The organism is Saccharopolyspora sp. NPDC003752, assembly GCF_053605825.1.
This window is the reverse complement of the sequence record NZ_JBSGJZ010000048.1, coordinates 1-22,864: the sequence shown is the minus strand read 5'-3', so window position 1 is coordinate 22,864 and position 22,864 is coordinate 1. Positions and strand designations below refer to the sequence as shown.

At 70.2% G+C, this 22,864-nt stretch carries 22 protein-coding genes and 1 pseudogene; 6 read left to right on the top strand and 17 right to left on the bottom strand.

Annotated features, from left to right (window positions below):
• Positions 1-18: 18 nt before the first annotated feature.
• The gene (locus ACWEV3_RS37470) at positions 19-579 is read right to left on the bottom strand and encodes a dihydrofolate reductase family protein (RefSeq protein WP_452618441.1); all 561 of its coding nucleotides are present in this window, start codon (positions 577-579) and stop codon (positions 19-21) included.
• A 344-nt stretch (positions 580-923) separates the two neighbouring features.
• Here ACWEV3_RS37470 and ACWEV3_RS37465 point away from each other — a divergent pair, with 344 nt between their 5' ends.
• Positions 924-1,370, top strand: coding sequence for a nucleotidyltransferase domain-containing protein (locus tag ACWEV3_RS37465; protein WP_452618440.1), 447 nt, complete (start codon positions 924-926; stop codon positions 1,368-1,370).
• Positions 1,371-1,410: 40 nt separating this feature from the next.
• Here ACWEV3_RS37465 and ACWEV3_RS37460 read toward each other — a convergent pair whose 3' ends face one another.
• Positions 1,411-1,557 carry a hypothetical protein gene (locus ACWEV3_RS37460; RefSeq protein WP_452618439.1) on the bottom strand — a complete coding sequence of 49 codons (147 nt, stop codon included), beginning with the start codon at positions 1,555-1,557 and terminating at the stop codon, positions 1,411-1,413.
• A gap of 164 nt (positions 1,558-1,721) precedes the next feature.
• Between ACWEV3_RS37460 and ACWEV3_RS37455 the strand changes: the two genes are divergently transcribed.
• The 3 genes from ACWEV3_RS37455 to ACWEV3_RS37445 all read left to right on the top strand — a co-directional run bounded on the left by ACWEV3_RS37455 (position 1,722) and on the right by ACWEV3_RS37445 (position 3,898).
• Positions 1,722-2,489 (top strand): VOC family protein, encoded by a 768-nt coding sequence (locus tag ACWEV3_RS37455; protein WP_452618438.1) that lies wholly within the window; start codon positions 1,722-1,724, stop codon positions 2,487-2,489.
• Positions 2,490-2,686: 197 nt separating this feature from the next.
• Entirely contained in the window at positions 2,687-2,944 is a 258-nt protein-coding gene (locus tag ACWEV3_RS37450) for a PLD nuclease N-terminal domain-containing protein (protein ID WP_452618437.1), read from the top strand.
• A 168-nt stretch (positions 2,945-3,112) separates the two neighbouring features.
• Positions 3,113-3,898, top strand: coding sequence for an IclR family transcriptional regulator (locus tag ACWEV3_RS37445; protein ID WP_452618436.1), 786 nt, complete (start codon positions 3,113-3,115; stop codon positions 3,896-3,898).
• Positions 3,899-3,991: 93 nt separating this feature from the next.
• Here ACWEV3_RS37445 and ACWEV3_RS37440 read toward each other — a convergent pair.
• From ACWEV3_RS37440 to ACWEV3_RS37420, 5 genes and pseudogenes are all read right to left on the bottom strand, one after another.
• A pseudogene (locus ACWEV3_RS37440) lies at positions 3,992-4,902 on the bottom strand (hydroxymethylglutaryl-CoA lyase).
• 29 nt (positions 4,903-4,931) lie between these two features.
• Complete coding sequence (locus ACWEV3_RS37435) at positions 4,932-6,149, bottom strand: CaiB/BaiF CoA transferase family protein (protein WP_452618435.1); 1,218 nt, start codon at positions 6,147-6,149, stop codon at positions 4,932-4,934.
• A gap of 305 nt (positions 6,150-6,454) precedes the next feature.
• A complete protein-coding gene (locus ACWEV3_RS37430) occupies positions 6,455-6,946 on the bottom strand; it encodes a hypothetical protein (protein WP_452618434.1) in 492 nt (163 codons plus the stop codon).
• Between the two features lie 84 nt (positions 6,947-7,030).
• Positions 7,031-7,624, bottom strand: a complete 594-nt coding sequence (locus ACWEV3_RS37425; RefSeq protein WP_452618433.1) for a GNAT family N-acetyltransferase — start codon at positions 7,622-7,624, stop codon at positions 7,031-7,033.
• The gene (locus ACWEV3_RS37420) at positions 7,621-8,238 is read right to left on the bottom strand and encodes a TetR/AcrR family transcriptional regulator (protein WP_452618432.1); all 618 of its coding nucleotides are present in this window, start codon (positions 8,236-8,238) and stop codon (positions 7,621-7,623) included. Before ACWEV3_RS37420 ends, ACWEV3_RS37425 begins: the two co-directional genes overlap by 4 nt.
• Here ACWEV3_RS37420 and ACWEV3_RS37415 point away from each other — a divergent pair.
• Together ACWEV3_RS37415 and ACWEV3_RS37410 are read left to right on the top strand one after the other, a co-directional pair.
• Positions 8,195-9,097: a TetR/AcrR family transcriptional regulator gene (locus ACWEV3_RS37415; protein WP_452618431.1), complete on the top strand. Its 903-nt coding sequence runs from the start codon at positions 8,195-8,197 to the stop codon at positions 9,095-9,097. The two genes, ACWEV3_RS37420 and ACWEV3_RS37415, sit on opposite strands and share 44 nt — an antisense overlap.
• A complete protein-coding gene (locus ACWEV3_RS37410; protein WP_452618430.1) occupies positions 9,094-10,467 on the top strand; it encodes a phenylacetate--CoA ligase family protein in 1,374 nt (457 codons plus the stop codon). Before ACWEV3_RS37415 ends, ACWEV3_RS37410 begins: the two co-directional genes overlap by 4 nt.
• Positions 10,468-10,555: 88 nt before the next feature.
• Here the strand turns inward: ACWEV3_RS37410 and gndA are convergent, their stop codons facing one another.
• The 10 genes from gndA to ACWEV3_RS37360 form a co-directional block, all read right to left on the bottom strand.
• Positions 10,556-12,004: an NADP-dependent phosphogluconate dehydrogenase gene (gndA, locus tag ACWEV3_RS37405; protein ID WP_452618429.1), complete on the bottom strand. Its 1,449-nt coding sequence runs from the start codon at positions 12,002-12,004 to the stop codon at positions 10,556-10,558.
• Between the two features lie 107 nt (positions 12,005-12,111).
• Entirely contained in the window at positions 12,112-13,146 is a 1,035-nt protein-coding gene (locus ACWEV3_RS37400) for an L-idonate 5-dehydrogenase (RefSeq protein ID WP_452618428.1), read from the bottom strand.
• Between the two features lie 392 nt (positions 13,147-13,538).
• Positions 13,539-14,294 (bottom strand): succinate dehydrogenase/fumarate reductase iron-sulfur subunit, encoded by a 756-nt coding sequence (locus ACWEV3_RS37395; protein ID WP_452618427.1) that lies wholly within the window; start codon positions 14,292-14,294, stop codon positions 13,539-13,541.
• A 15-nt stretch (positions 14,295-14,309) separates the two neighbouring features.
• Positions 14,310-16,247, bottom strand: a complete 1,938-nt coding sequence (locus tag ACWEV3_RS37390; RefSeq protein ID WP_452618426.1) for a fumarate reductase/succinate dehydrogenase flavoprotein subunit — start codon at positions 16,245-16,247, stop codon at positions 14,310-14,312.
• An 8-nt stretch (positions 16,248-16,255) separates the two neighbouring features.
• Positions 16,256-17,005, bottom strand: a complete 750-nt coding sequence (locus ACWEV3_RS37385) for a succinate dehydrogenase cytochrome b subunit (RefSeq protein WP_452618425.1) — start codon at positions 17,003-17,005, stop codon at positions 16,256-16,258.
• Between the two features lie 282 nt (positions 17,006-17,287).
• The gene (locus ACWEV3_RS37380; RefSeq protein ID WP_452618424.1) at positions 17,288-18,235 is read right to left on the bottom strand and encodes a LysR family transcriptional regulator; all 948 of its coding nucleotides are present in this window, start codon (positions 18,233-18,235) and stop codon (positions 17,288-17,290) included.
• Positions 18,236-18,417: 182 nt separating this feature from the next.
• Positions 18,418-19,224, bottom strand: coding sequence for an ABC transporter permease (locus ACWEV3_RS37375; protein WP_452618423.1), 807 nt, complete (start codon positions 19,222-19,224; stop codon positions 18,418-18,420).
• 211 nt (positions 19,225-19,435) lie between these two features.
• The gene (locus tag ACWEV3_RS37370; protein ID WP_452618422.1) at positions 19,436-20,326 is read right to left on the bottom strand and encodes an ABC transporter permease; all 891 of its coding nucleotides are present in this window, start codon (positions 20,324-20,326) and stop codon (positions 19,436-19,438) included.
• 71 nt (positions 20,327-20,397) lie between these two features.
• Positions 20,398-21,603: an ABC transporter substrate-binding protein gene (locus tag ACWEV3_RS37365; RefSeq protein ID WP_452618420.1), complete on the bottom strand. Its 1,206-nt coding sequence runs from the start codon at positions 21,601-21,603 to the stop codon at positions 20,398-20,400.
• A gap of 26 nt (positions 21,604-21,629) precedes the next feature.
• Positions 21,630-22,721 carry an ABC transporter ATP-binding protein gene (locus ACWEV3_RS37360; RefSeq protein ID WP_452618419.1) on the bottom strand — a complete coding sequence of 364 codons (1,092 nt, stop codon included), beginning with the start codon at positions 22,719-22,721 and terminating at the stop codon, positions 21,630-21,632.
• Positions 22,722-22,864: the final 143 nt, after the last annotated feature.

Below are 22,864 nucleotides of genomic sequence, written 5' to 3'. Positions count from 1 at the left end.
CGGCATCCGGGCCATCGCTCAGGACTTCTTCGGCGCGTACTGCAGGGCGACGATCCCGCACTCGAACGGCGTCGCGGCGACGAAGTCGAACTGCTGGTTCGAGCCGGTGGCGCCGAAGACCGGCAGGCCGGCGCCGATCGCGGTCGGGTTGACGATCAGGTGCAGCTCGTCGAGCAGGCCCTCGGCGATCAGGCTCGCGACGAGCGTGCCACCGCCGTAGGCGATGATGTCGCCGCCCGGCTGCGCCTTGAGCTCGCGGATCGTCTCGACGAGATCGCTCGCGACGACGGTGTTCTCCCACGGCGATTCGGTCAGCGTGGTGGAGATGACGACCTTCGGCGTGTTGTTGATCCGGTCGATGCCCTCCTGCGGCTCGTCCGCCGGCTGCGAGGCCCAGTGCGGGATGAAGCCCTCGGCGAGCTTGCGGCCCAGCACGATCGTGCCGATCGGCTCGTTGAGCGCCTCGACGTAGGAGGCGAGGTCCTCGCTCCACGGCAGCGTCATCCAGTCCATCTCGCCGTTCGGACCCGACATGAAGCCGTCGATGGTGGTCTGGACCTGGAGCTTGAACTTGCGCATCGCTTGCGCTCCCTTCGAGTGGGCCGTCCGGCCGTCGTCGTGTGCTGGAAGCTTCGCGGGGACGGCTTGCGGGATGTTTACGGTTTTGCTCCGGTGCCCCGGAACCGGACGAACCCCGAGGCCGGCGCCGAGAGCCAGGCAGCGGCGGCCGCCTTCTGGTCCGCGGCAGTGCCGTTCCGCGACGGCGGTTTCGCGGAGGTGGGGAGGCCGCCTGGCCGCCTCGACCGAGAGAGTTGTCTCTTTCGCTTGACGGGAAGTGGAGAACCGGGTTCGGGCGGTTTGCTTTCCGCATAGGCTGCGCAGCGGCCGAAATGGGTGCCGCATCGGGTTTCATGGGAGGTGTCGTGGAAGACGCCAGCGCCGACCGGAGCGCTCAAGTCGAGGAGGTGACGGCGGAACTGCGGGCCTGGGCTGACGGGCGGATCGATGTCCAGGCGGTCGCCCTAGTGGGTTCGTATGCGCGAGAACCCGGTGCTGCGACTGCGGAGTCGGACGTCGACATCGTCGTGGTGACATCGAAGGTCTCGGATTACCTCGAGAGCACTGACGGTTTCCCGACAACGCTGGAACTGCCGCCGCTGCGCGCGAAGCAGTGGGGTGTGGTGCACGAACGGCGACTCCGCCATCGCGAAACGGGTCTGGCGGTGGAGCTGAACTTCACGACACCGGAGTGGGCGGCCACGACACCCGAGGTGGACAGCGGAACGAAGAAGGTGGTCCTGGACGGAATCCGAGTCCTCCGAGACCCGCACGGCCTGCTGGCACGCCTGATCGACGCCTGCCGGCGGTAAGACGCCGAGCCGGGAGTTCCGGCGCCGGGACCGGCGCGCATCAGGCGGCGAGCTGGAAGACGTAAAGGCCGACCGGGCTCGTGACAGCGATGCGCGGTGCGTCCGGGAACCACGCGATCTCGTTCAACGCGGAATCGGTGCGCAACGCCGTGATGCACCTGGCCGCCGCCGCGCTCCACAGCCGCACGGTTCGATCTGCGGCTGCAGTCCCCGTCTGGCCCGATCGCGACGTACCCGTCCACGTTTCGGTTCGTCCGCAAGGCGTTTCGACGGGAAGTCGAGGCGATCGACGTGCGGCTGTCGGACCCCGTCGTTACCGTCGCTCCACACGAACACGACAGGGGAGCAGTGATGAGCGAGCTGACCACCGCCCAGCCGGCGGGCACGCCGACCTGGATCGACCTCGGTATCCCGGACCTCGATCGGGCGATGACGTTCTACGGGGCGCTGTTCGGCTGGGAGTTCGAGGTGGGCCCGGAGGAGACCGGCAGGTACACGATGTGCCTGCTGCGCGGCAAGCCCGTCGCGGCACTCATGCCGAACCCGGATCCCGACGCCGCGGAGTTCTGGTGGAACCTGTACTTCGCGGCCGATGACTGCGACGCCACCGTCGCCAAGGCGGTCGACGCGGGCGGCTCGGTCCTGGCGGGCCCGATGGACGTGATGGACAAGGGCCGGATGGCGATCATCAGGGACACCACCGGCGCGCAGTTCGGGGTGTGGCAGGCCGGCGCGCACCTCGGGTGCGAGATCGTCAACGAGCCGAACTCCTTGCTGCGCAACGACCTGGTCACCTCGAAGCCGAAGCCCGCGCGCGACTTCTACGCGGCGACCTTCGACTACGTGCTGGACAGCAACCCGGACATGCCGGACGCGGACTTCACGTTCCTGCGCAGGCGGGACGGCCACGAGATCGGCGGCATCTTCGGCGACCCGAACGCCGGGAAGTCCCGCTGGGCGACCCTGTTTCAGGTGGCGGACGCCGACGCGGCGGCGCGACGGGCCGTCGAGGCAGGTGGCACCGCGGGCGAGCCCTTCGACATGATCTACGGCCGGCTGGCCCGGATCACGGATCCGTTCGGCGCGGAGTTCGAGGTGGGCTCGCCGAAGGCGGGCTGAACCTGCGGCGGAAGCGGTTCCTACGACTGGGGATTGACGCGGACTACGACCTGCGGACTACCGGAAGACCAGTGCCGGGGATGACGCGGTATTACGCGCCTGCCGAATACGTTCGTCCGTGTTGACCGGTCGCGAGCAGTGCAGGGTCGCGACCTGAGAAGGCACGCGCTACGGGCGCGGACAGGAGAAGTCACGTCATGCTCTCAGTCGTTCAGCAGGCCGCCCTCGCCGCCGACAGCGGCCTGTACTGGGCCGGGTTGATCGTCGCCACGCTCGCGGTGCTCGGGTACGTCGTCCTGGTCGTCGGGGCGGTGATCAGCATTCTCGCGTCGCACCAGGGCATCGGGATGAAGCTGGTCTGGATCGTGCTCGTGTTCATGGCGCCGTTCCTGGGCAGCCTCCTCTGGTTCTTCATCGGCCGCCGGTCCACGCGCTACCCGTACCGGACCGCCTGATCCTGCGGCGCGCCCGCTCCGGCGCCGCGACGGCGACCCGTCGCGGGCGGCCGGGGCGGGCCGCGAGAACGCTTGAGCGGCAAGGAGTTCTCGTCATCGGCCGGTTCAGCCGGGCGTGCCGACGGTGCGGGTACCGGTGGTGCTCGTGGTTTGCCGTAAGTTCTGGGCATGGCAACCGGTGGAGATTCCGCAGGTGGAGCGCAGCGTCCGCTGCTCGTGCTCGGCAAGATCGCGGAGATCCTGAACGCGTTCACGCTGCGGCAGCCGTCGCTGACGTTGCGGGAGATTCAGCAGGTGACCGGGCTTCCGCAGTCCACCGTGCAGCGGCTCGTGACGAACCTGGTCGCGCACGGGTTCCTGGACCGCGCCGAGGACCGGTTCCGGCTCGGCGTGCAGATGGCCTACTGGGGCGCTGCCGCGGGCAAGGACCTCGACGTGCTGGGCGTGGTCAACCCCGTGCTGAAGGACCTGCGCGACGCGACCGGCGAGACGGCGTGCTTCTTCCGCGTCGAAGGCGAGCAGCGGGTGTGCGTGGCCGTCGCCGAGACCCACCACGCGCTGCGCAGGGCGATGTCGGTGGGCGACATCGCGCCGATCACGGTCGGTTCCTCCGGCCGGGTGCTGCTCGCCTGGAACCCGGGCCTGGCCGAGCGCGTGCTCGACGCCGAGCTGCCCAGGCTGACCGAGAGCACGGTGACCGATCGGGACGAGCTGCACCGGCTGATCAGGCAGACGGCGGCCGAGGGGTACGCGATCACGGTGGGCGAGCGCGTCGACGGGGCCTCAGGTCTGGCGGCGCCGGTGTTCGATTCGGCCGCCGACCTCATCGGCGCGGTGATGGTGCACGGGCCGACGCTGCGGATGCCCTACGAGAAGTGCGTGGAGTGGGTCGACGTCCTGGTGGAGCACGCGGAGCGGATCACCCGCGCGCTCGGCGGCCGGTACCCGAGCTGAGCGGGTGGCGCCGCTCGCGTGAGAGCGCAGCGTTGCGACCGGCTCCTGCTTGCAGGGGCCAAGAGCGTTCGAGATCGGGCGGCTGCGGAGTCGTCAGGAGGAACGCTGAGCGGAGTTCTCCTGGCCGTGCGCGAGCGCCCAGGGGAAGGCGGTGGCGCTGGAACGGGCGCCTTGGGCGGCGCGGGACCGGTTGGGTTCGCCGAGTTCGTCGAGGAGTTCGCCGGAGAGCTCGACGATCCGGGCGAAGGTGCCGGGCGTCAGCCAGTCCGGGCGGAGCGCGAAGAGCAGGTCCTCGGTGCTGGTGTTGCCGCCGGCCCCAGGGGCGAACGGGCAGCCGCCTAGGCCGCCGAGCGCGCCGTCGACCTCAGCGGCTTCGGCGGCGATGGCGGCCAGCGAGTTGGCCACGCCGAGCCCCCAGGTGTCGTGCCCGTGGTACACGATCCGGCGCGGTGGGGCGTGCTCGGCGATCTTGGCGATCAGGCTGGCGACCTGGCCGGGGACGGCCTGGCCGAGGGTGTCGCAGACGACGATGTCGACGGCGCCTGCCGTGCGCGGGTCGGTGGCGATGTCGAGGACCCGCCGCTCGGGCACGAACCCGTCGAAGGGGCAGGTGAACGCGGTGGCGATGCACAGCTGGATGCGCCCGCCGACGCCCCGTGCGTGTTCGACCGCCTGGGGCATGGCGGCGAGGCTGTCCTCGGTGCCGCGTCCGATGTTGGCCCGGTTGTGGCTGTCGGAGGCCGACAGGCAGTGGCCCCGGCCTCGGCGGCGCGTTGCACGTGGCGCGGGGTGGCCACCCAGACCCAGCAGCGGGCGAGCTCGTCGGGGCTGAGCCGCTCGACGACTTCGAGGGTGTTCGCCATGACGGGCACCAGGTCGGCGCGGGCGAGCGAGCCGATCTCGACGGCGGGCACGCCGAGGCGCAGCAGTTCCCGGACCACGGCCACCTTGCGTTCGGTCGGCAATCGCTTGCCGGTCAGCTGCAGGCCATCGCGCAACGTCACGTCGCGGAGCGCGGCCCGGGGTTCGCCGGTCACTTCGGCTCCTCGTCGGTGTGCCGTTCCAGCAGCGCGCCGAGCACCTCGTCGGTGTGCGCGCCGAGTTCCGGTCCGGGCGAGCGAACCGGGAGCGACGTCGGGCCGATGACCGGGACGACGCCGGGGAATCCGACCTCGACGGGCTCGCCCGCGCCGGTGTCGACCGCGAGCTCCTGGATCATCCCGCGGGCGCGGTACTGCTCGTCGGCGCAGATGTCGGCGGCCGTGTAGATCGGCCCGGCCGGGACCCCGGCGGCGTCCAGCGCGGCCAGGACTTCCGCGCGGGTGTGCGCGCCCGTCCACTCCTCGATGGCGGCGTCGAGCTCGTCCCGCCTGGCCCAGCGTCCCGCGTTGGTCTGCAGTTCCGGGTCGTCGGCGAGGTCGGGGCGGCCGATCGCCTGCATGTAGCGGCGGAAGATCGAGTCTCCGTTGCCCGCGATGACCACGCTGCTGCCGTCCCGGCAGGCGTAGGCGTTGGTCGGTGCGATGCCCTCCATCCGGCCTCCGACGCGGCGGCGCTGGACGCCGTGCGCGAGGTAGTCGGGCACCAGGGATTCCATCACCGAGAAGACCGCTTCGTGCAGCGCGACGTCGACGACGCGATCGGCGAGCGGTGGCCGCTCGGCGTCGCGCGCCGCCGAGCGTTGCAGGAGCGAGGCGACGATGCCGAAGGCCGCGTGCAGCCCGGCGATCGAGTCCCCGATGGACACCCCCACGCGGGACGGCGGCCGATCGGCTTCGCCGACCAGGTCGCGCAGCCCGCCCATCGCCTCCGCCACCGCGGCGAAGCCGGGCCGGTCGGCCAGCGGCCCGGTCTGGCCGAAACCCGAGATGCGGGCCAGGACCACGTCCGGGTTGGCGGCTTCCAGCACGTCCGGCCCCAGGCCCCACTTCTCCAGCGTGCCCGGCCGGAAGTTCTCGATGACGACGTCGCAGTGCCGCACCAGCTCCAGCACCGAGTCGCGGCCCCGCTGGGTCTTCAGGTCCAGCACGACCGACTTCTTGCCGCGGTTGATGGTGTGGAAGAGCATCGACGTCGATCCGGCGTGGAGCCGCCAGCCCCGCAGCTCGTCGCCGGTGCCGGGCCGCTCCACCTTGATGACCTCGGCGCCGAAGTCGGCGAGCATCCGCCCGGCGGTGGGGGCGGCGATGTAGTTGCCGAGTTCGAGGACGCGCACGCCCGCCAGCGGGAACCGGCTGCTGTCGTTGTGCATTTCTCCCTTTCCGCGAACGGGCTTCCGATCGCCGGACGAGGCTGAGTGCCCGGCTCCGCCACGACGTCATCCGCATTATGGACATAAACTCACGATGTGAGTCAACTGTCCGACCGAGGTCGGCTCGCGTTCCGCGCCGCAGTGCGGCGATCGCCGTGGTCGCATGCGAGTTCACCGGGCCGGAGCTCCGGGAGGCAGCGCAACGCGCTCGCGGCGGCCGGCGTCGCGAGCGCGTTGCGCAGATCAGGGTGCCGTCTCGGCGACTGGCAATCAGGTGTTTCCGTTGCGTCGCCGGGGGAAGCGGTTCACTGGTACCGGACGTCGGCGCTCAGGTAGGACACGGCGTCCTGCAGCCGGTCCAGGGCTTCCTTGCGGGTGCTCTCCATCCATTCGGGGTCGTTGTCGTCGCTGCGCCACACGCCCCACAGGCTGATCAGGTACAGCATCGCGACCGCGGCGTGGTTGGAGGCGTTGAGGATCTGCGCGCCTGCGTCATCGGGATTGGTGTGCTCGGCGATGGTGACGAGCTGGTGCTGGAGCAGCAGGACGCGCCGGTGCAGCAGTTCCAGGGACTCGCCGGGATCCCCGTCGGTCGCCAGGATCCAGCCCTGGACGACATCCTCGGTCTGGTCCCCGATCTGCTCGGCGACGAGGCGTTCGACATGGGTCAGCAGCGCGCCGAGCAGGAACGGCATGTCTCCCGGGCCGGTGCCCTCGTCGGGGGTCTGGATCTCGGCGCCGAGGTTGCCCATGGCCCGGACGACGGAGTGCGGAGTGGGTGGTTCGATCTGCGTCATGATCGTGATCATGTAAAGCGCGTTCACCCGTTTGGCTTTTTATGCATGATTCCGCATGTATCGTCGGCCCGGCCGCGCCCGGCGCTAGGCCTGGGTGAGGCGCATCGAGACGTACGCGTTGATCCCGGTCCGCTTGGTGTGCCGCACCTTCTCGCGCTTGAACTCGCGGAAGCCGAGCTTCTCGTAGAGGCCGAGCGCGGGCGCGTTGGTGTCGGCGATGTCTTCGAGCACGTACGTCTTGAACTGCGGAAAGGCGAGCATGTGCCGCAGCAGGGCGGTCGCCACTCCGCGCCCCCGGAAAGCCGCGGCCGTCGCCACGAACTCGATCGACGCCGTCCCCGGCTCGGCCTGCGCCCACGGTTTCTGGAACTCCCGTCGGAAAGCGATGTCGGCGATCGTGCCCTTGAGCAGTCCCAGGTGCCGGCGCAGCACGCGCACGTCGTGCCGGGTCGGGAATTCGACGCCGTTTGTGCAGGCGGCGATCGCGGCTGGGCGGCCGTCGACGAGCGCGACGTGGAACAGGTCGAGCACGAGCATGTGCTCGAAGGTCTCGACGAGCTTGCGGCGATCCTTCGAGAAGTACTCCAGGTGCTCGCCGAACCCGTCGACGTAGACCTCGGCGATCGCCGTCCGGTACTCCTCGCCCAGCTCGCTCCCGCGCCTGACTTCTACCGTCACCGGTCCTCCTTGATCAACAGTGCCGTCACGGCGGACGGGTCCGGGGGAGTGAAGTCCGCGCCCAGCACGAACTTCATCGACGCGAGCCCGTCGAGCAGGGCGAAGAAGCACGTCGTCAGGTCGCCGGCGGCGCCGCCGGCGAACTCGCCGCGGCGCTGACCCAGCTCGATCAGCTCGGTCGTGCGCGCGGCGAGCGCCTGGTGCTGCTCCGCCAGTCGCTCCGCGTGCGGCAGCCGGTCGGGCATCACCAGCGCCTGGCTCATGATCAGGGAGAACTCGGCGAAACCGTTGTCGGCCGCGAGATCCGCGGCGAACTCGCGCACGAACTCCCGGATCGGCTCCGCCGGCGGCGCTTCCCGCTCGATGGCCTGCTCGAATGCCGCCGTCACCCTGGCCAGGCCGTCCGCGGCCTGGGAGACCAGGTCGTCGAACAGCGCTTCCTTCGTCGCGTAGTGCCGGTACATCAGGCCCGTGCTGATCTCGGCCGCCTGCGCGATGTCCCGCACGGACGTGGCGGCGAAGCCCTTCCGCGCGAACAGGCCGATCGCGGCGGCCTGGATCTTCTCGTGCGTGCCGGAGCGCATCGCGGCGTACTGCTCGGCCGTCCTCGGCATTCCCGCCTCCACCGCCGATTTTTTGAATGAACTGATGTTCACTCTACTGAGGCCGGTCGCCCGCGTGCAACCCGTCCACGGGTCGCGGCTGATCCGTCGGCCCTGGAACGCATTTCGCCGCTTCCGCGCCGGCGGGTCCGGTGCCGGTGAGCAACATTTTCCAGTTGATGGAAAATTCCATCGGATGTATCTTGGCGTCGTGGAGGAATCGCGGCGCGAGCGGAAGAAGCAGCTGACCAGACGCCGGATCGTCATGGCGGCGGTCAGGTTGTTCGAGGAGCAGGGGTACGAGCAGACCACGGTGGCGGAGATCGCCGCCGTGGCGGATGTCGATCCCAAGACGTTCTTCAACTACTTCCGCAGCAAGGACGAGGTGCTGTTCAACGACGTCGAACGCGACTTCGACGTGCTGCTCGGGGCGATCGCGGAACGCCGGCCGGAGGAGGGCCCGGGCGAGGTGCTGGCGCGGGCGGTCCAGGCCTACGCCGCTCATCGCCGGCCCAAGGTTCCCCGCCGGGAGCCCGCGGAGCTGTCGGCGGCGGCCCGGCTGGCGCTGACCACGCCGGCGCTGCAGGCCAAGGGGCTGTACCTGCTGTCGGACCTGCAGCGGCGGATCGCCGGTGAACTGGTGGCGGCGTTCCCCGGCCGGCTCGACCAGATCACGGCGGCGGCGATGACCGGCGCCGTGATCGGCGCCATCCAGCAGGCGAGTCTCGCGAGCGTCCAATTGGGACGGTCGCAGGACGAGCTGTGGGACGCGGCCCGGCGAGGTCTCGACGTCGCCCTGCACGGCCTGGTTTCGGTGCGGCCGACCGACGAAAGCCCGGATCCGTCCGGAGAGAGGACCAGCTCATCATGACCGAAAGCGTCCGGCGCCTCGCCCGCGAGGCACGGCGGGACATGCGGCAGGGGCCCGCCGCCATCGCGCGGCGGCAACGCGCCCGCCTGGCCGAGATGGTGGCTTACGCCCGCGCGAACTCGCCGTACTACCGCGAGCTCTATCGCGGCCTGCCAGACAAGGTCGACGACCCGGCACTGCTCCCGGTCACCGACAAGAAGACGCTGATGGGCCACTTCGACGACTGGGTCACCGACCGCCGGGTGACCCGCGAGCGGGTCGAGGCGTTCGTCGCCGATCCGGACCTCGTCGGGGCGCGGTTCCAGGACCGGTACCTGGTGGCCACCACCTCCGGAACCAGCGGTCTGCGCGGGCTGTTCGTGCTGGACGAGCGGAACCTGGCCGTGCCGACCGCCCTCTCGTCACGCACCCGCGGCCTGCTGGGATTCCGCGACGCCGTCCGCGCGCTCGCCCGCGGCGGCCGCACCGCCGTCATCGCCGCACCCAGCGGCCACTTCTACACGGTCGCCTCGGCGGAGCGGTTCCGCCGCGACCACCCGCGGCTCGGCCGGATCATGCGGTCCTTCCCGATCGACCAGCCGCTGCCGACCCTGGTCGACGAGCTCAACCGGTACAACCCCGCCAACGTCGCCGGTTTCCTGAGCACGCTCGCGCAGCTGGCCGAGGAGCAAGAGGCCGGCCGCCTGCGCCTCCGCCCGGCGGTCGTCATTCCGGGTGGTGAGACGCTGACGGCCGACGTCCGGGACCGGATCGCGGCCGCGTTCCACGCCAAGGTCCGCGCCGCCTACGCCGCGACCGAATGCAACTTCCTGAGCGTCGGCTGCGCGCACGGCTGGTACCACGTCAACAGCGACTGGGTCGTGGTCGAGCCGGTGGACGCCGATCACCGGGCGGTCCCGGCGGGGCAGCCGTCGCACACGGTCCTGATCAGCAACCTCGCCAACCGGGTCCAGCCGTTCCTGCGCTACGACCTCGGCGACAGCGTCCTGCTCCGCCCCGACCTCTGCCCCTGCGGCAACCCGCTGCCGGCCATCCGGGTAGCGGGTCGCGCCGCCGACGTGCTCACCTTCCCCGCCGACGGCGGCGGACACGTCAGCATCTCGCCGATGCTCGTCGGCACCGTGCTGGACCGCGCTCCCGGCATCGACGGGTTCCAGATCCTCCAGACGACGCCCACCACGCTGCGCGTGCGACTGCAACCCACGAACGGCGCCGACGCCGACCGCGTGTGGCAGGCGGTGCGCGATGAGATCAGCCACCTGCTTGCCGAGCACGAAGCCGACCACGTGACGCTCGAACGCGCGGAGGAGGCGCCGCAGCGGTCATCCGGTGGCAAGTTCCGCCGGATCATCCCGCTCGCCACGCCATGAGGATTCGCCGCACCCGGCGGTGAAGCGCTTGGGGTGACCGGCGTTCCCGCGTGCCTGCCGAGATTCACCTCGGCAGGCACGCGGCTCGCTAGTGGCCGGGAACTTCGACTTCGGTGCGGTCGCCGGACCAGAGGGTGTGGAAGGTGCCGGGCTTGTCGACGCGCTTGTAGGTGTGCGCGCCGAAGAAGTCGCGCTGGCCCTGCACCAGCGCGGCGGGAAGCCGCTTCACCGCCAGCGAGTCGTAGTAGCTGAGCGCGGAGCTGAAGCCCGGGACCGGCACGCCGGAGAGGGCGGCCGTCGCGACGACGCGGCGCCAGGCCGCCTCGCCGTCGGCGACGGCCTGCGCGAAGTAGGGCGCTTCGAGCAGGGTGGCGATGTCCGGGTTCTCGTCGTAGGCCTCGGCGATGCGGTTGAGGAACTGGGCGCGGATGATGCAGCCGCCGCGCCAGATCTTGGCGATCCGGTCCTTGTGGATGTCCCAGCCGTACTTCTCGGCCCCGGCGATGATGGCGTCGAAGCCTTGCGCGTACGCGACGACCTTGGAGGCGTAGAGCGCCTTGGCGACGTCGTCGGCGAAGGAGCCGTCGGCCTCCTGCACCGTCGGCCGCGAGTTCACGATCCGCTGCACCGCCGCGCGCTGCGCTGGCTTCGAGGAGACGGCGCGGGCGAACACGGCCTCGCCGATGCCGCCCACCGGGACGCCGAGGTCGAGCGCGTTCTGCACCGTCCACACGCCGGTGCCCTTCGAACCGGCCTGGTCGAGCACGATGTCCACGAAGGGCTGGCCGGTGGCGGGGTCGACCTGGCGCAGGACCTCGGCGGTGATCTCGATCAGGTAGGACTCCAGCGGGCCCTCGTTCCACCTCGCGAAGACATCGGCGATGGCCGCGGGCTGGAGGCCGCCGACGGTGCGCAGCAGGTCGTACGCCTCGGCGATCAGCTGCATGTCGGCGTACTCGATGCCGTTGTGGATCATCTTCACGAAGTGCCCCGCGCCGTCGGTGCCGACGTGGGTGACGCACGGTTCGCCCTCGGCGACGGCCGCGATCGAGGCGAGGATCGGCCCGAGGGTCTCGTAGGACTCCGCCGAGCCGCCCGGCATGATCGACGGGCCGTGGAGCGCGCCCTCCTCACCGCCGGAGATGCCGGCGCCGACGAAGTGGATGCCGGTGGGGGCGATCCGCTGTTCCCGGGCGATGGTGTCGTGGAAGTTCGCGTTGCCGCCGTCGACGACGATGTCGCCGGGTTCGAAGCGCTCGACGAGCTGGTCGATCACCGCGTCCGTGCCCGCCCCGGCCTGCACCATGATGATCGCGGTGCGCGGCTTCGCCAGCGACGTGACGAAATCGTCGATCGTCTCGCTCGCCACGAAACCGGCCTCGGGGTGCTCGGCGAGGAGCTCCTCGGTGCGCGCGTACGTGCGGTTGTAGACGGCGACGGTGTTGCCTTCGCGCGAGGCGAGGTTGCGGGCCAGGTTCGAACCCATCACCGCCAGGCCGACGACGCCGATGTTCGCGGTTGCTGTCCTGGTGTCCATGTGGACCTCTCTAGTTCGGATGGTGCGTGCAGCTGTCGGGTCGTGGCGCCGGTGCGCGGTGTGCCGACCGCCATCTTCTCGGCTCCGGTTACCGGACGCAGGGCGGTTCAGAAGGCGAGCAGCACCTTCCCGGACACCGAAGCGTCGGCGGCGACTCCGAGCGCTTCGAGCGCTTCGGCGACGGGGTAGGTGTGGGTGATGACCGGTTCGACCGCCAGCGAGCCGTCGGCGATCGCGGCGATCACCTCGTCGATCTCGTCGTTGAACCGGAGCGAGCCGATCAGGCGGAGCTCCCGGGTGATCGCGAGCGAGACGGGCACGGGCTGGTCGCCGCTCGGCAGCAGGCCGACCATGACCACCGTGCCGCCGCGGGTGGCGCCGGCGACGGCGGACGCGAGGCCGCGGTGGTTGCCCGAGGCTTCGAACACCACATCGGCATCGGCAGCGGCGATGGCGGCGGTCTCGGTGGCCCGCAGGGTCCGCGTCGCCCCGAGCGCGGCGGCGATGTCGAGGGGCTTGTCGTGCAGGTCGACCGCCACGATCTCGGCGGCGCCGGCGCGCTTGGCCACGGCGACGACGAGGGCGCCGATGGGGCCGCTTCCGACGACGAGCACCCGCTTGCCGCCGAGGTCACCGGCCTGCGAGGCGGCGTGCCAGGCGACGCTGGCCGGTTCGACCAGTGCCGCGACGCGGAGGTCGAGCCCGGCCGGCAGCTCGCGGAGCATCGGCGCGGGGAGCACGACCTCGCCGGCGAAGGCGCCGTCGGTGTGGGGGAATCGCGCGGCCGAGCCGAGGTAGCGCACGCCGGGGGAGAGGTTGGGGCTGTTCGCGGGGAACCGGACGTCGGTGTGCTCGTAGGTCGCCGGATGGATGGTGACCGGCGTACCGGCGGCCGGTCCCGTGCCGTCGTCGGCGGCCCGCACGACGGTCCCGGCCACCTCGTGCCCGAGGATCATCGGGGCGCGCAGGACCGACTCCCCGACGGCACCGTGCCGCCAGTAGTGCAGGTCGGACCCGCAGATCCCGCCGTAGGCGATCGCGACGACGGCCTCCCCGGGCCCAGGCGTCGGGAGGGCGATCTGCTCGACCCGCACGTCGTCGGCACCGTGCGCGACGACAGCGGTCGTGGTGCTGCTTGCCATGAACACTCCCGTTCTCAGCGGACGACCGTCATGCCGCCGACCAAGATGACCCGAGCGCCGTCCGGCTGTCGAGCGACCGGCCGACAGCCGGACGGAGAAGAGAGTTCACGACGGCGTCCACCGCGGTCGCCGCGTCGATCAGCAGGTTCAGGCGCACGATCCCGGCAACGCCGACACCGACGACGTTGTTCCCGAACAGGAGCTCCCCGCCAGACGTGTCGGGGGGTCCGCAATTTCCATTGAAATCGAAGGTCCGATTTCAATGGAAATTGCGGCACCCCGAACCCGGGGGCGAAAAGGACTGGACCGCGAGGGGAATCTCGCCTGGATCCAGGTGCGGGAGTTCGTGCCGGGGCCGCCATCCGGCGCGATACCCGGGTGCCGTTCGCCGGTCAGCTCGCCGCGGTGTCGCGGAAGGATGCCTTCAGGACGTCGCGGTTGAACCGGGCGATCGTTTCGAGGGGGATGCCCACCGGGCACACCACCGTGCATTCGCCGGTGTTGGTGCAGCCCCCGAAACCCAGGTCGTCATGTGTTTCCAGCATGTTCTCCGCGCGGCCCAGCCGCTCCGGCTGGCCCTGCGGGAGGCTGCCGAGGTGGGTCGCTTTCGCCGCCGTGAACAGCATCCCGGAGCCGTTCGGGCAGGCCGCCACGCAGGCGCCGCAGCCGATGCAGGCCGCGGCCTCGAACGCGCGGTCCGCGTCGCGCTTGCGCACCTGGACCGCGTGCGCGTCCGGCGCGCTGCCGGTCGGTGCGCTGATGTAGCCGCCGGACTCGATGATCCGGTCGAACGCGCTCCGGTCCACCACCAGGTCGCGCACGACCGGGAACGGTTTCGCCCGCCACGGCTCGATCGTGATCGGCTTGCCCTCGTCGAAGTGCCGCATGTAGAGCTGGCAGGTGGTGGTCTCCCGCTGCGGCCCGTGCGCGATCCCGTCGATCATCATCCCGCACATGCCGCAGATGCCTTCGCGGCAGTCGTGGTCGAACGCGACCGGCTGCTCGCCGTCGGCGGCGAGCCGCTCGTTGAGCACGTCGAGCATTTCCAGGAAGGACATGTCCGGCAGCACGTCGTCCACGACGTACTCGACGAGCCGCCCGTCCGAATCCTGGCTGTCCTGGCGCCAGATGCGCAGGGTGAAACGCATGATCGCCTCCGCTGATCACTGATAGCTTCGCCGGCTCGGCCGGACTTCGTGGAACTGCAGGTGCTCGCGGTGCAGCACGGGGGAGTTGCCGGTGCCGGTGAACTCCCAGGCCGCCACGTAGTCGAAGTTCTCGTCGTCGCGCAGCGCCTCGCCGTCCTCGGTCTGGTGCTCTGCGCGGAAGTGCCCACCGCAGGATTCCTCGCGGTGCAGCGCGTCGACGCACATCAGCTCGGCGAGTTCGAGGAAGTCGGCCACCCGGCCGGCCCGCTCCAGCGACTGGTTCAGCTCGGCGCCGGTGCCGGGAACCCGGAGGTCGCGCCAGAACTCCCCGCGCAGTGCGGAGATCTGGTCGATCGCCGAGCGGAGCCCGGCCGCGTCGCGCTCCATTCCGCAGTGCTCCCAGAGGATGCCGCCGAGTTCGCGGTGGAAGGAGTCGGCGGTGCGACCGCCGCCGACCGCGAGCAGCCGGTCGATGCGCTCGCGGACGTCACCGGCCACCGCGACGGCCTCCGGGTGGCTGTCCGTCACCGTCTCGGCAGGACAGTCGGCGAGGTAGTCGCCGATCGTGCTCGGGAGCACGAAGTAGCCGTCGGCGAGGCCTTGCATCAGGGCGCTCGCCCCGAGCCTGTTCGCGCCGTGGTCGGAGAAGTTCGCCTCACCGATCACGAACAGCCCCGGGATCGTGCTGCGCAGGTCGTAGTCGACCCAGAGGCCGCCCATCGTGTAGTGCACGGCCGGGTAGATCCGCATCGGCACCAGGTACGGATCCTCGTTGGTGATCCGCTCGTACATCTCGAAGAGGTTGCCGTACTTGGCCTTCACCGCGGCCGCGCCGAGCCGCTCGATCGCGTCGGCGAAGTCGAGGTACACGCCGCGCCCGCCGGGTCCGACCCCGCGGCCCTCGTCGCAGACGTTCTTGGCCGCCCGCGAGGCGATGTCCCTCGGCACCAGGTTGCCGAAGCTGGGGTAGATCCGTTCGAGGTAGTAGTCGCGCTCGGCTTCGGGGATCCGCTCCGGCGGCCGGGTGTCGCCGCGAGCCTGCGGCACCCACACCCTGCCGTCGTTGCGCAGCGACTCGCTCATCAGCGTCAGCTTGGACTGGTGTTCCCCGCTGACCGGGATGCACGTGGGGTGGATCTGGGTGAAGCACGGGTTGGCGAACAGCGCGCCGCGGCGGTGCGCGCGCCAGATCGCGGTGGCGTTGCAGCCCTTCGCGTTGGTGGACAGGTAGAACGCGTTCCCGTAGCCGCCGGTCGCGAGCACCACCGCATCCGCGAGGTGGGTGGACACCCGGCCGCTGACCAGGTCGCGGACCACCACGCCGCGGGCGCGGCCGTCGATCACGACCAGGTCGAGCATCTCGGTCCGCGGGTGCATGGTCACCGTCCCCGCGGAGATCTGGCGGGCGAGCGCCTGGTAAGCGCCGAGCAGCAGCTGCTGCCCGGTCTGGCCGCGCGCGTAGAAGGTGCGGGAAACCTGGGCGCCGCCGAAGGATCTGGTGTCCAGCAGCCCGCCGTACTCGCGCGCGAACGGGACGCCCTGCGCGACGCACTGGTCGATGATCTGGGTGCTGATCTCGGCCAGCCGGTGCACATTGGACTCCCGGGCGCGGAAGTCGCCGCCCTTGATGGTGTCGTGGAAGAGCCGGTACACGCTGTCGCCGTCGCCGGCGTAGTTCTTCGCCGCGTTGATCCCGCCCTGCGCGGCGATGCTGTGCGCCCGGCGGGGGCTGTCCTGGTAGCAGAACGAGGAGACCTGGTAGCCCAGCTCGCCGAGCGTGGCCGCGGCCGAACCGCCGGCGAGCCCGGTGCCCACGACGATCACCTTGCGCTTGCGCTTGTTGTTGGGGCTCAGCAACCGCGCGGAGAACCGGCGCTGCTCCCAGCGGCGGGCGATCGGCCCGTCCGGTGCCTTGCCGTCCGCGATCGGCTCGCCCTCGGTGTACAGCGGCATCGTTGCCCTCATTTCACAATCCCGGTCACCACGGCGAACGGCACGGAGAGGAACCCGGCGGTGATGGCGATCGCGACCACGAGCGCGGTCAGCTTCGCGGCTCGTTGCCGCGCGGCGGTCATCGCCCCGAGGCTCTGCAGGGCGCTCCACAACCCGTGCCGGATGTGCAGGCCGAGGGAGCAGACCGCCAGCGCGTAGAACAGCGCGATGTACCAGCGCTGGAAGCTGGCAACCACGTTCCGGTAGACCTCGCCGTGCACGCCGTGCGGGTTGGCGTGGCCGGTCGTGAGGTCGAGCAGGTGGTAGACGACGAAGAAGGCGAGGATCACGCCGCCCCACCGCATGGTGCGCACCGCGTACCCCGCCTGCACCTTCGGGCGGCGCCGGTAGCCGACCGGGCGGGCCGCCCTCGCCCGGCGCGCCAGCTGGTAGGCGGCGGTCGCGTGCAGCAGCACGGCGGCCAGCAGCACGACCCGCACGACCCACACGAAGCCCTCGTACCCCAGCAGGCCGTCGAACAGCCTGCGGAGCCACACCGCGTACGCGTCGATGCTGGCCGGGGAGATGAAGATCTTGAGGTTGGACAGCATGTGCGCCACCACGTACAGCAGCAGGATGGCACCTGACGCCGCCATGGCGATCTTCTTGCCGGCCGTCGACGACCACAGCCTGCCGATCGACGTCCGGCGGCGCCCGGCCGCGGGCCTTCGATCGCGGACCCGGAGAGCGGGTTCGACTCGTTCGTCTTGGAGAGTCACGGAAGCAAGCTAGGCACGGCGCTCCGGCACTGTCCAATATGGTGAGACGCTGGGCTCGATAGCCCGAGGCGATCGCGGCTCGTGAGGGGTCTCGCGGCGCCGCAGGTGTGTCCCAGGTCTCGGCACCGGCTGGTCCGGATGTCACATCGGGCCCGCCGCCATCGTCGGTTCTCCGGGAGACGATGGGAGAGGTGACACTGGCCCACGGGGGAGGCAGGCGGTCGGATCTGCCCGCACCGCTCTGGCTTGCGCTCTGCACGGCGCGGCGGCCGTGCTGGTCGGTCAGCCCGGTGTTCCGCCGATGAACTCGACTCCGCTGGGCAGGTCGCCGGTGGTGGCCGTGCTGCGCAGGAAGTCCAGCAGCGCGGTTTCGAACGCGCGCACCGCGTGCGTCGGCGCCGTGTCGGTCCTGCGCGCGAGGCCGATCGTCCGGCGCAGGCCCGGGCGCGCGAGCCGGGTGCCGCGCAGGCCGGGGCGCCCGGAAAGCACCATCCTCGGCACGATCGACGCGCCCAGCCCGGCCTCGACGAAGCACAGCACGGCATCCATCTCGCCGCCCTCGACGGCCAGCTTCGGGGCGAAGCCGGCCTCCGCGCACGCACGCAGGGTCGTCTCCCGCAGGTCGTAGCCCTCGCGGAACAGCACCATCTGCCGGTCGCGCAGCGCCTCGATCGGGATCGGCGCGCTCGGCCGCTTGGTGCCGGTGGCGGCCGTTGCGACGACGAGCTCCTCGGTCAGCAGCGGGGTGATCGACAGCGAGGGCTCGTCGCTGACGCCGCCGGTCGGCAGGACGACGAGGGCGAGGTCCAGCTGACCGTGGAGGAGCGCGCTCGCCAGGTCGCGCGATCCGTTCTCCCGCACGGAAAGCCGCACGCCCGGGTGTTCGCCGTGGAAGGCGCGCAGGGCGTCGGCGAGGACCGTCACGCACAGGCTCGGGGGCGCGCCGAGGCGGACCAGCCCGCCGTGCACGCCGACCACGTCGGCCACTTCGCGCTTGGCGACGTCCGCGTCGGCCAGCATCCGGGTCGCGATCGGTAGCAGCGCCTCCCCAGCGGGCGTGAGGAGCACCTCGCCGCGGGCGCGGATGAACAGCTCAGCGCCCAGTTCTGCCTCCAGGGCCCGGATCTGGTTGCTCAGCGAGGACTGCGCGACCTTGACCGCCTCGGCCGCCTTGGTGAAGTGCAAGGCGCGCGCGACGGCGAGGAAGTAGCGAAGCTGCTGCAAGGTCACCTGGCACCACCCGGAGTCCACCACCAGCATCCGCTCGGCCGCGGATCTGGCCCGTTGCGTAGAGCATGCCCGACAAGGGCGCGCTTTCCCCGCGGTCCCGCACGCCTGGGTGCGATGTCACAAGTCGTGCGGACCGCTCGTCATGCCTGGGGAAGGGTGACTCTGCCGGGGGCGGACGCGGCTCAGAGGCGGCCGCCGGCGTTGGTGTCGCCGGAGAGCCGTTGCGCCAGGTACACCGGGACCGTCGAGAACACGATCAGCACGGCCGCCACGACGTTGACGATCGGGGCCTGGTTGGGGCGGAACAGGTTGTTGAGGATCCAGATCGGCAGCGTTTCCATGCCGGTTCCGAGCGTGAAGGTGGTGACGATGATCTCGTCGAAGGACAGCGCGAACGCCAGCAGTCCGCCCGCCAGCAGCGCGGAGCGCAGCATCGGGAACGTCACCAGGCGGAACGTGGTGGCACCGCCCGCGCCGAGGTCCATCGACGCCTCCTCCAGGTTGCCGCCCATCCGCCGCAGCCGGGCCACGACGTTGTTGAACACCACCACGATGCTGAACGTCGCGTGCGCGACGATGACCGTGAACAGGCCGAGGTCGATGCCCAGGATGGTGCGGAAGGCGTTGTTGAGCGCGATGCCGGTGACGATCCCCGGCAGCGCGATCGGCAGGATGATCAGCAACGACACCTGGTCGCGGCCGAAGAACCGGAACCGCTGCAGGGCGAATGCGGCCATCGTGCCGAGGATCAGCGCGATCGCGGTCGAGGCCACGCCGACCAGCGCGCTCGTCGCCAGGGCGTCGAGGGCGCCCTGGTTGCCGAGCGCCCGGTGCCACCACTCCAGGGTGAAGGACGACGGCGGCCAGGCGAACGTGGTGTCGGCGTTGACCGAGTTGAGCAGCACGACCAGCAGCGGGAAGTAGATCACCGCCAGTCCGAGAACGAGCGCGCCCAGCAGCACCAGCCGGGTCGTTCGGGAAGCACTCATCGCAGCGGCTCCTAGTGGGCTGTTTCGGGAGTGGGCCTAGGTGGCTGGTGTAGAACCAGCCACCTGGGTCTGGTCTTCGAAGCGGGTTCCCGGGTCCGCAATTTCCATTGAAATCGAAGGTTCAATTTCAATGGAAATTGCGGGGAACGCGGTCAGAACCCGGGGTTCTGGGTACCGCGCGGATACGCGGAACGCGGTCGCGGAGCGGGGTTCAGAGGTTGTCGAGGGCGCCGGTTCGGCGGACCGCCGCCAGGTAGCAGAGCATGATCACGACGGGGACGGTGGCCACCGTCGCGGCGAAGGGCAGGTTGTTGGCGGCGCCGATGTTGTCGTAGACGACGTTGCCCAGCATCTGGTTGGTGCCGCCGACGATCTTGACCGCGATGTAGTCGCCCAGCGACAACGAGAACGTGAAGATCGAGCCCGCCACGATCGCCGGGAAGACCAGCGGCAGCACCACCGACCGGAAGCTGCGCCACGGCTTGGCGCCCAGATCGCTGGAAGCGTCCACAAGGGAATCCGGAAGGCGTTCCAGGCCCGCGTAGATCGGCAGGATCATGTACGGCAACCACAGGTAGGACAGCGTGATGACGGTGGCGAGCAGCCCGTAGCCGGGGGAGTCCAGGCCCAGCGGGCTCAGCAGCCAGTGCACCACGCCGTTGCCGGAGAGCATGACCCGCCACGCGTAGGCCTTGACCAGGTAGCTGGCCCACAGCGGGGTCATGATCGCGATGACCAGCAGCCGTTGCGCCCTGGGCGAGGCGAACTTGGCCATGTAGTAGGCCATCGGGAACGCGATCACCGCGTCCACGACGGTGACCAGCAGGGCGATTCCGACCGTGCGCAGCGTGACGGTCCGGTAGACCTCGTCGGTGAGCAGCGTCGCGAAGTTGTCCAGCGACCACTCGATCACCACCTGACCGGTGAACGGGTCGGTGCTCCAGAACGCGGTGATGAACAGGGCGGCCAGGGCACCGAGGTAGGCCAGCCCCAGCCATAGCATCGGCGCGGACAGCAGCAGTCCCAGCCGAAGCCTCGGTCTGCGGTACAGCAAGCTCGACGACCGGCGCGGAGCGCGCTCGGCGGAGGCCGTGGTTGTCATCTCTCTCGATCCTCGCTCGTCGGGGTGAGCGGCCGGTGGACGCCCCTCGCACCCACCGGCCGCGGTTCGCGTCAGCCCTTGATCTCGGTCCAGGCGCGAGTCCACTCGCCGTAGTCCTTGCACTTCACGTCGGTGCGCCCGTCGAGGCACTGCTCGATCGGCGTCGTCCAGTACCAGATCTTCGAGGCGTAGTCGGCGTCCCCGGCGTGGTAGGTCGTGCAGTGGTTGCGGTCCTCGGTCAGCTCGCACGCCTTCGGGTTGGCCGGGGATTCCCCGAAGTACTCGGCGACCTCGGCGTTGGCCTGCGGGCTCACGATGTGGTTGAGCCACTTGTAGGCGCAGGTCTTGTGCTTCGACTTCGACGAGACCATCCAGGTGTCCGACCAGCCGGTGGCGCCTTCGGCGGGCAGCGTGGCGGCGACCGGGGCACCTTCGGACTGGGTCAGGTTCACCGTGACCTGCCAGGCGGTTCCGACGTGGGCGTCGCCGTTCTTGAGGGCCTGGCTCTCCTTGAGGTAGTCCGACCAGTACTCGCTGACCATCGGCCGCTGCTGCTTGAGCAGGTCGACGGCGGCCTGGAACTGCTTGTCGTCGAGCGCGTAGGGGTTGGTGATGCCCAGCTCGGGCCGGTGCTTCATCAGGAAGAGGGCGGCATCGGCGATGTAGATCGGCGAGTCGTAGGCGATGACCTTGCCCTTCTGCGGCGAGTTCGGATCGAACATCACCGACCACGAGTCGGGCGCGGGCTGGACCTTGTCCGTGCGGTAGGTCAGCAAGTTCGCGCCCCAGCCGTGCGGCACGCCGTACGAGGTGCCGTCGACGCTGTTCCACGGCTTGTCCTTCAGGAACGGGAACACGTCGTTGTAGTTGGGGACCAGCGCGGTGTTGACCGGTTCGACGTCGCCCGCCGCCACCAGCCGCAGCGAGGCGTCGCCCGATGCGGAGATCACGTCGTACTGGCCGGTCTTCATCAGGTTCACGGCCTCGTCGGAGGTGCCGAACGGCTTGACGTTGACCTGGCAGCCGGTTTCCTGCTCGAACGGCGTCACCCAGTCCACCGCGGGGTCGTTGGACCCGTCCTCGGCGTAGCCGGGCCAGGCGAGGACGTTGAGCTCCCCTTCGGGCTGGCCGAGCGCGCCGAGGGCGGGCAGCGCGGGCGGCTTGAAGCCGTGGCCGCCGGGCGCGGGGTTCGAGGAGCCGGCCGTGCCGCAGGCGGCGACCGCGGTGGTGGCGGCCAGCACGCCCGCGAGCAGGCTCATCTTCTTGCGGTTGCGCATCGGATTTCTCCTGTTCGTCGGAGGGATCAGCGATCGGCTTCGGTGAGCTGGAAGCTGTGCTCGTCGCGCCAGACGAGGCGGACCTTGCTGCCCGCGGGGTGGTCGAGGTCGGCGGTGCCGGAGTTGGGGCGCACCACGGAAAGCCGCGCGCCCGCGTCCAGCGACACCTCGTAGCGCACCGACGCCCCGGCGTAGACGGCGTCGGTCACCGTGCCGGCGGCGCTGGTCTCGCCCAGTGCCGCGCCGCGGTCGAGGTCGCCGTCGATGCGGATCTTCTCGGGCCGGATGCTGTAGACGCCCGGCCTGCCGATGACCGCTTCCGCGCTGGAACCGCTGAGCAGGTTCGAGGTGCCGACGAACCCGGCGACGAACGGGCTGGCGGGCCGTTCGTAGACCTCCGCCGGGGTGCCGACCTGCTCGATGCGGCCCTGGTTGAACACCGCGATGCGGTCGCTCATCGTCAGCGCTTCGTCCTGGTCGTGGGTGACGAAGATGAACGTGATGCCCACCTCGCGCTGGATCTGCTTGAGCTCCAGCTGCATCTCCTGCCGGAGCTTGAGGTCCAGCGCGCCCAGCGGTTCGTCCAGCAGCAGCACCTTCGGCCGGTTGACCAGCGCTCGCGCCAGCGCCACGCGTTGGCGCTGGCCGCCGGAGAGCTGCGAGGGCTTGCGGCCGCCGTGCTCGCCCAGCCGCACGCTGCGCAGCGCCTGCAGGGCGCGCTCGCGGCGCTCCGCCTTCGGCACCCGCTTGACCCGCAACCCGTACTCCACGTTGCCCAGCACGGTCATGTGCGGGAACAGGGCGTAGTCCTGGAAGACCGTGTTGACGTCGCGTTGGAACGGTGCCGCCCGGCTGACGTCCCGGCCGTCGAGTTCCACGGTGCCGCTGGTGGGCAACTGGAATCCGGCGATCATGCGCAGCACCGTCGTCTTGCCCGATCCCGACGGCCCGAGCATGGAGAAGAACTCCCCGCCGGCGATGTCGAGGTCGACCCCGTCGACGGCGTGCACCTGGCCGAAGGACTTGCGCAGATCGCGCAGCCGCACAGCGGGCTCCGCCCCGCTCGCCACCGCGGCCGGCGGGCTGCCGACCAGCGGTGAAGTTGAATTCGGCGACATCGTTTGCCTTTCCTGCCGTACCGGCTGCAATTTCAATGGAAGTTGCGGTCCTCCGGCGTGTCGGGCCCCAACACGCCGGAGGGTGTGGACAACTTCCGCAATTTCAATGGAAATCGGACCTTCGATTTCCATTGAAATTGCGG

What these genes read in the sequence shown, in the direction of transcription:
- gndA (WP_452618429.1), bottom strand. Translation starts at nt 12,004, where the DNA reads ATGGACACCAGGACAGCAACCGCGAACATCGGCGTCGTCGGCCTGGCG.
- ACWEV3_RS37395 (WP_452618427.1), bottom strand. Translation starts at nt 14,294, where the DNA reads ATGCGTTTCACCCTGCGCATCTGGCGCCAGGACAGCCAGGATTCGGAC.
- ACWEV3_RS37400 (WP_452618428.1), bottom strand. Translation starts at nt 13,146, where the DNA reads ATGGCAAGCAGCACCACGACCGCTGTCGTCGCGCACGGTGCCGACGAC.
- ACWEV3_RS37455 (WP_452618438.1), top strand. Translation starts at nt 1,722, where the DNA reads ATGAGCGAGCTGACCACCGCCCAGCCGGCGGGCACGCCGACCTGGATC.
- ACWEV3_RS37435 (WP_452618435.1), bottom strand. Translation starts at nt 6,149, where the DNA reads ATGCACAACGACAGCAGCCGGTTCCCGCTGGCGGGCGTGCGCGTCCTC.
- ACWEV3_RS37390 (WP_452618426.1), bottom strand. Translation starts at nt 16,247, where the DNA reads ATGCCGCTGTACACCGAGGGCGAGCCGATCGCGGACGGCAAGGCACCG.
- ACWEV3_RS37365 (WP_452618420.1), bottom strand. Translation starts at nt 21,603, where the DNA reads ATGCGCAACCGCAAGAAGATGAGCCTGCTCGCGGGCGTGCTGGCCGCC.
- ACWEV3_RS37375 (WP_452618423.1), bottom strand. Translation starts at nt 19,224, where the DNA reads ATGAGTGCTTCCCGAACGACCCGGCTGGTGCTGCTGGGCGCGCTCGTT.
- ACWEV3_RS37360 (WP_452618419.1), bottom strand. Translation starts at nt 22,721, where the DNA reads ATGTCGCCGAATTCAACTTCACCGCTGGTCGGCAGCCCGCCGGCCGCG.
- ACWEV3_RS37410 (WP_452618430.1), top strand. Translation starts at nt 9,094, where the DNA reads ATGACCGAAAGCGTCCGGCGCCTCGCCCGCGAGGCACGGCGGGACATG.
- ACWEV3_RS37370 (WP_452618422.1), bottom strand. Translation starts at nt 20,326, where the DNA reads ATGACAACCACGGCCTCCGCCGAGCGCGCTCCGCGCCGGTCGTCGAGC.
- ACWEV3_RS37450 (WP_452618437.1), top strand. Translation starts at nt 2,687, where the DNA reads ATGCTCTCAGTCGTTCAGCAGGCCGCCCTCGCCGCCGACAGCGGCCTG.
- ACWEV3_RS37420 (WP_452618432.1), bottom strand. Translation starts at nt 8,238, where the DNA reads ATGCCGAGGACGGCCGAGCAGTACGCCGCGATGCGCTCCGGCACGCAC.
- ACWEV3_RS37470 (WP_452618441.1), bottom strand. Translation starts at nt 579, where the DNA reads ATGCGCAAGTTCAAGCTCCAGGTCCAGACCACCATCGACGGCTTCATG.
- ACWEV3_RS37445 (WP_452618436.1), top strand. Translation starts at nt 3,113, where the DNA reads ATGGCAACCGGTGGAGATTCCGCAGGTGGAGCGCAGCGTCCGCTGCTC.
- ACWEV3_RS37430 (WP_452618434.1), bottom strand. Translation starts at nt 6,946, where the DNA reads ATGACGCAGATCGAACCACCCACTCCGCACTCCGTCGTCCGGGCCATG.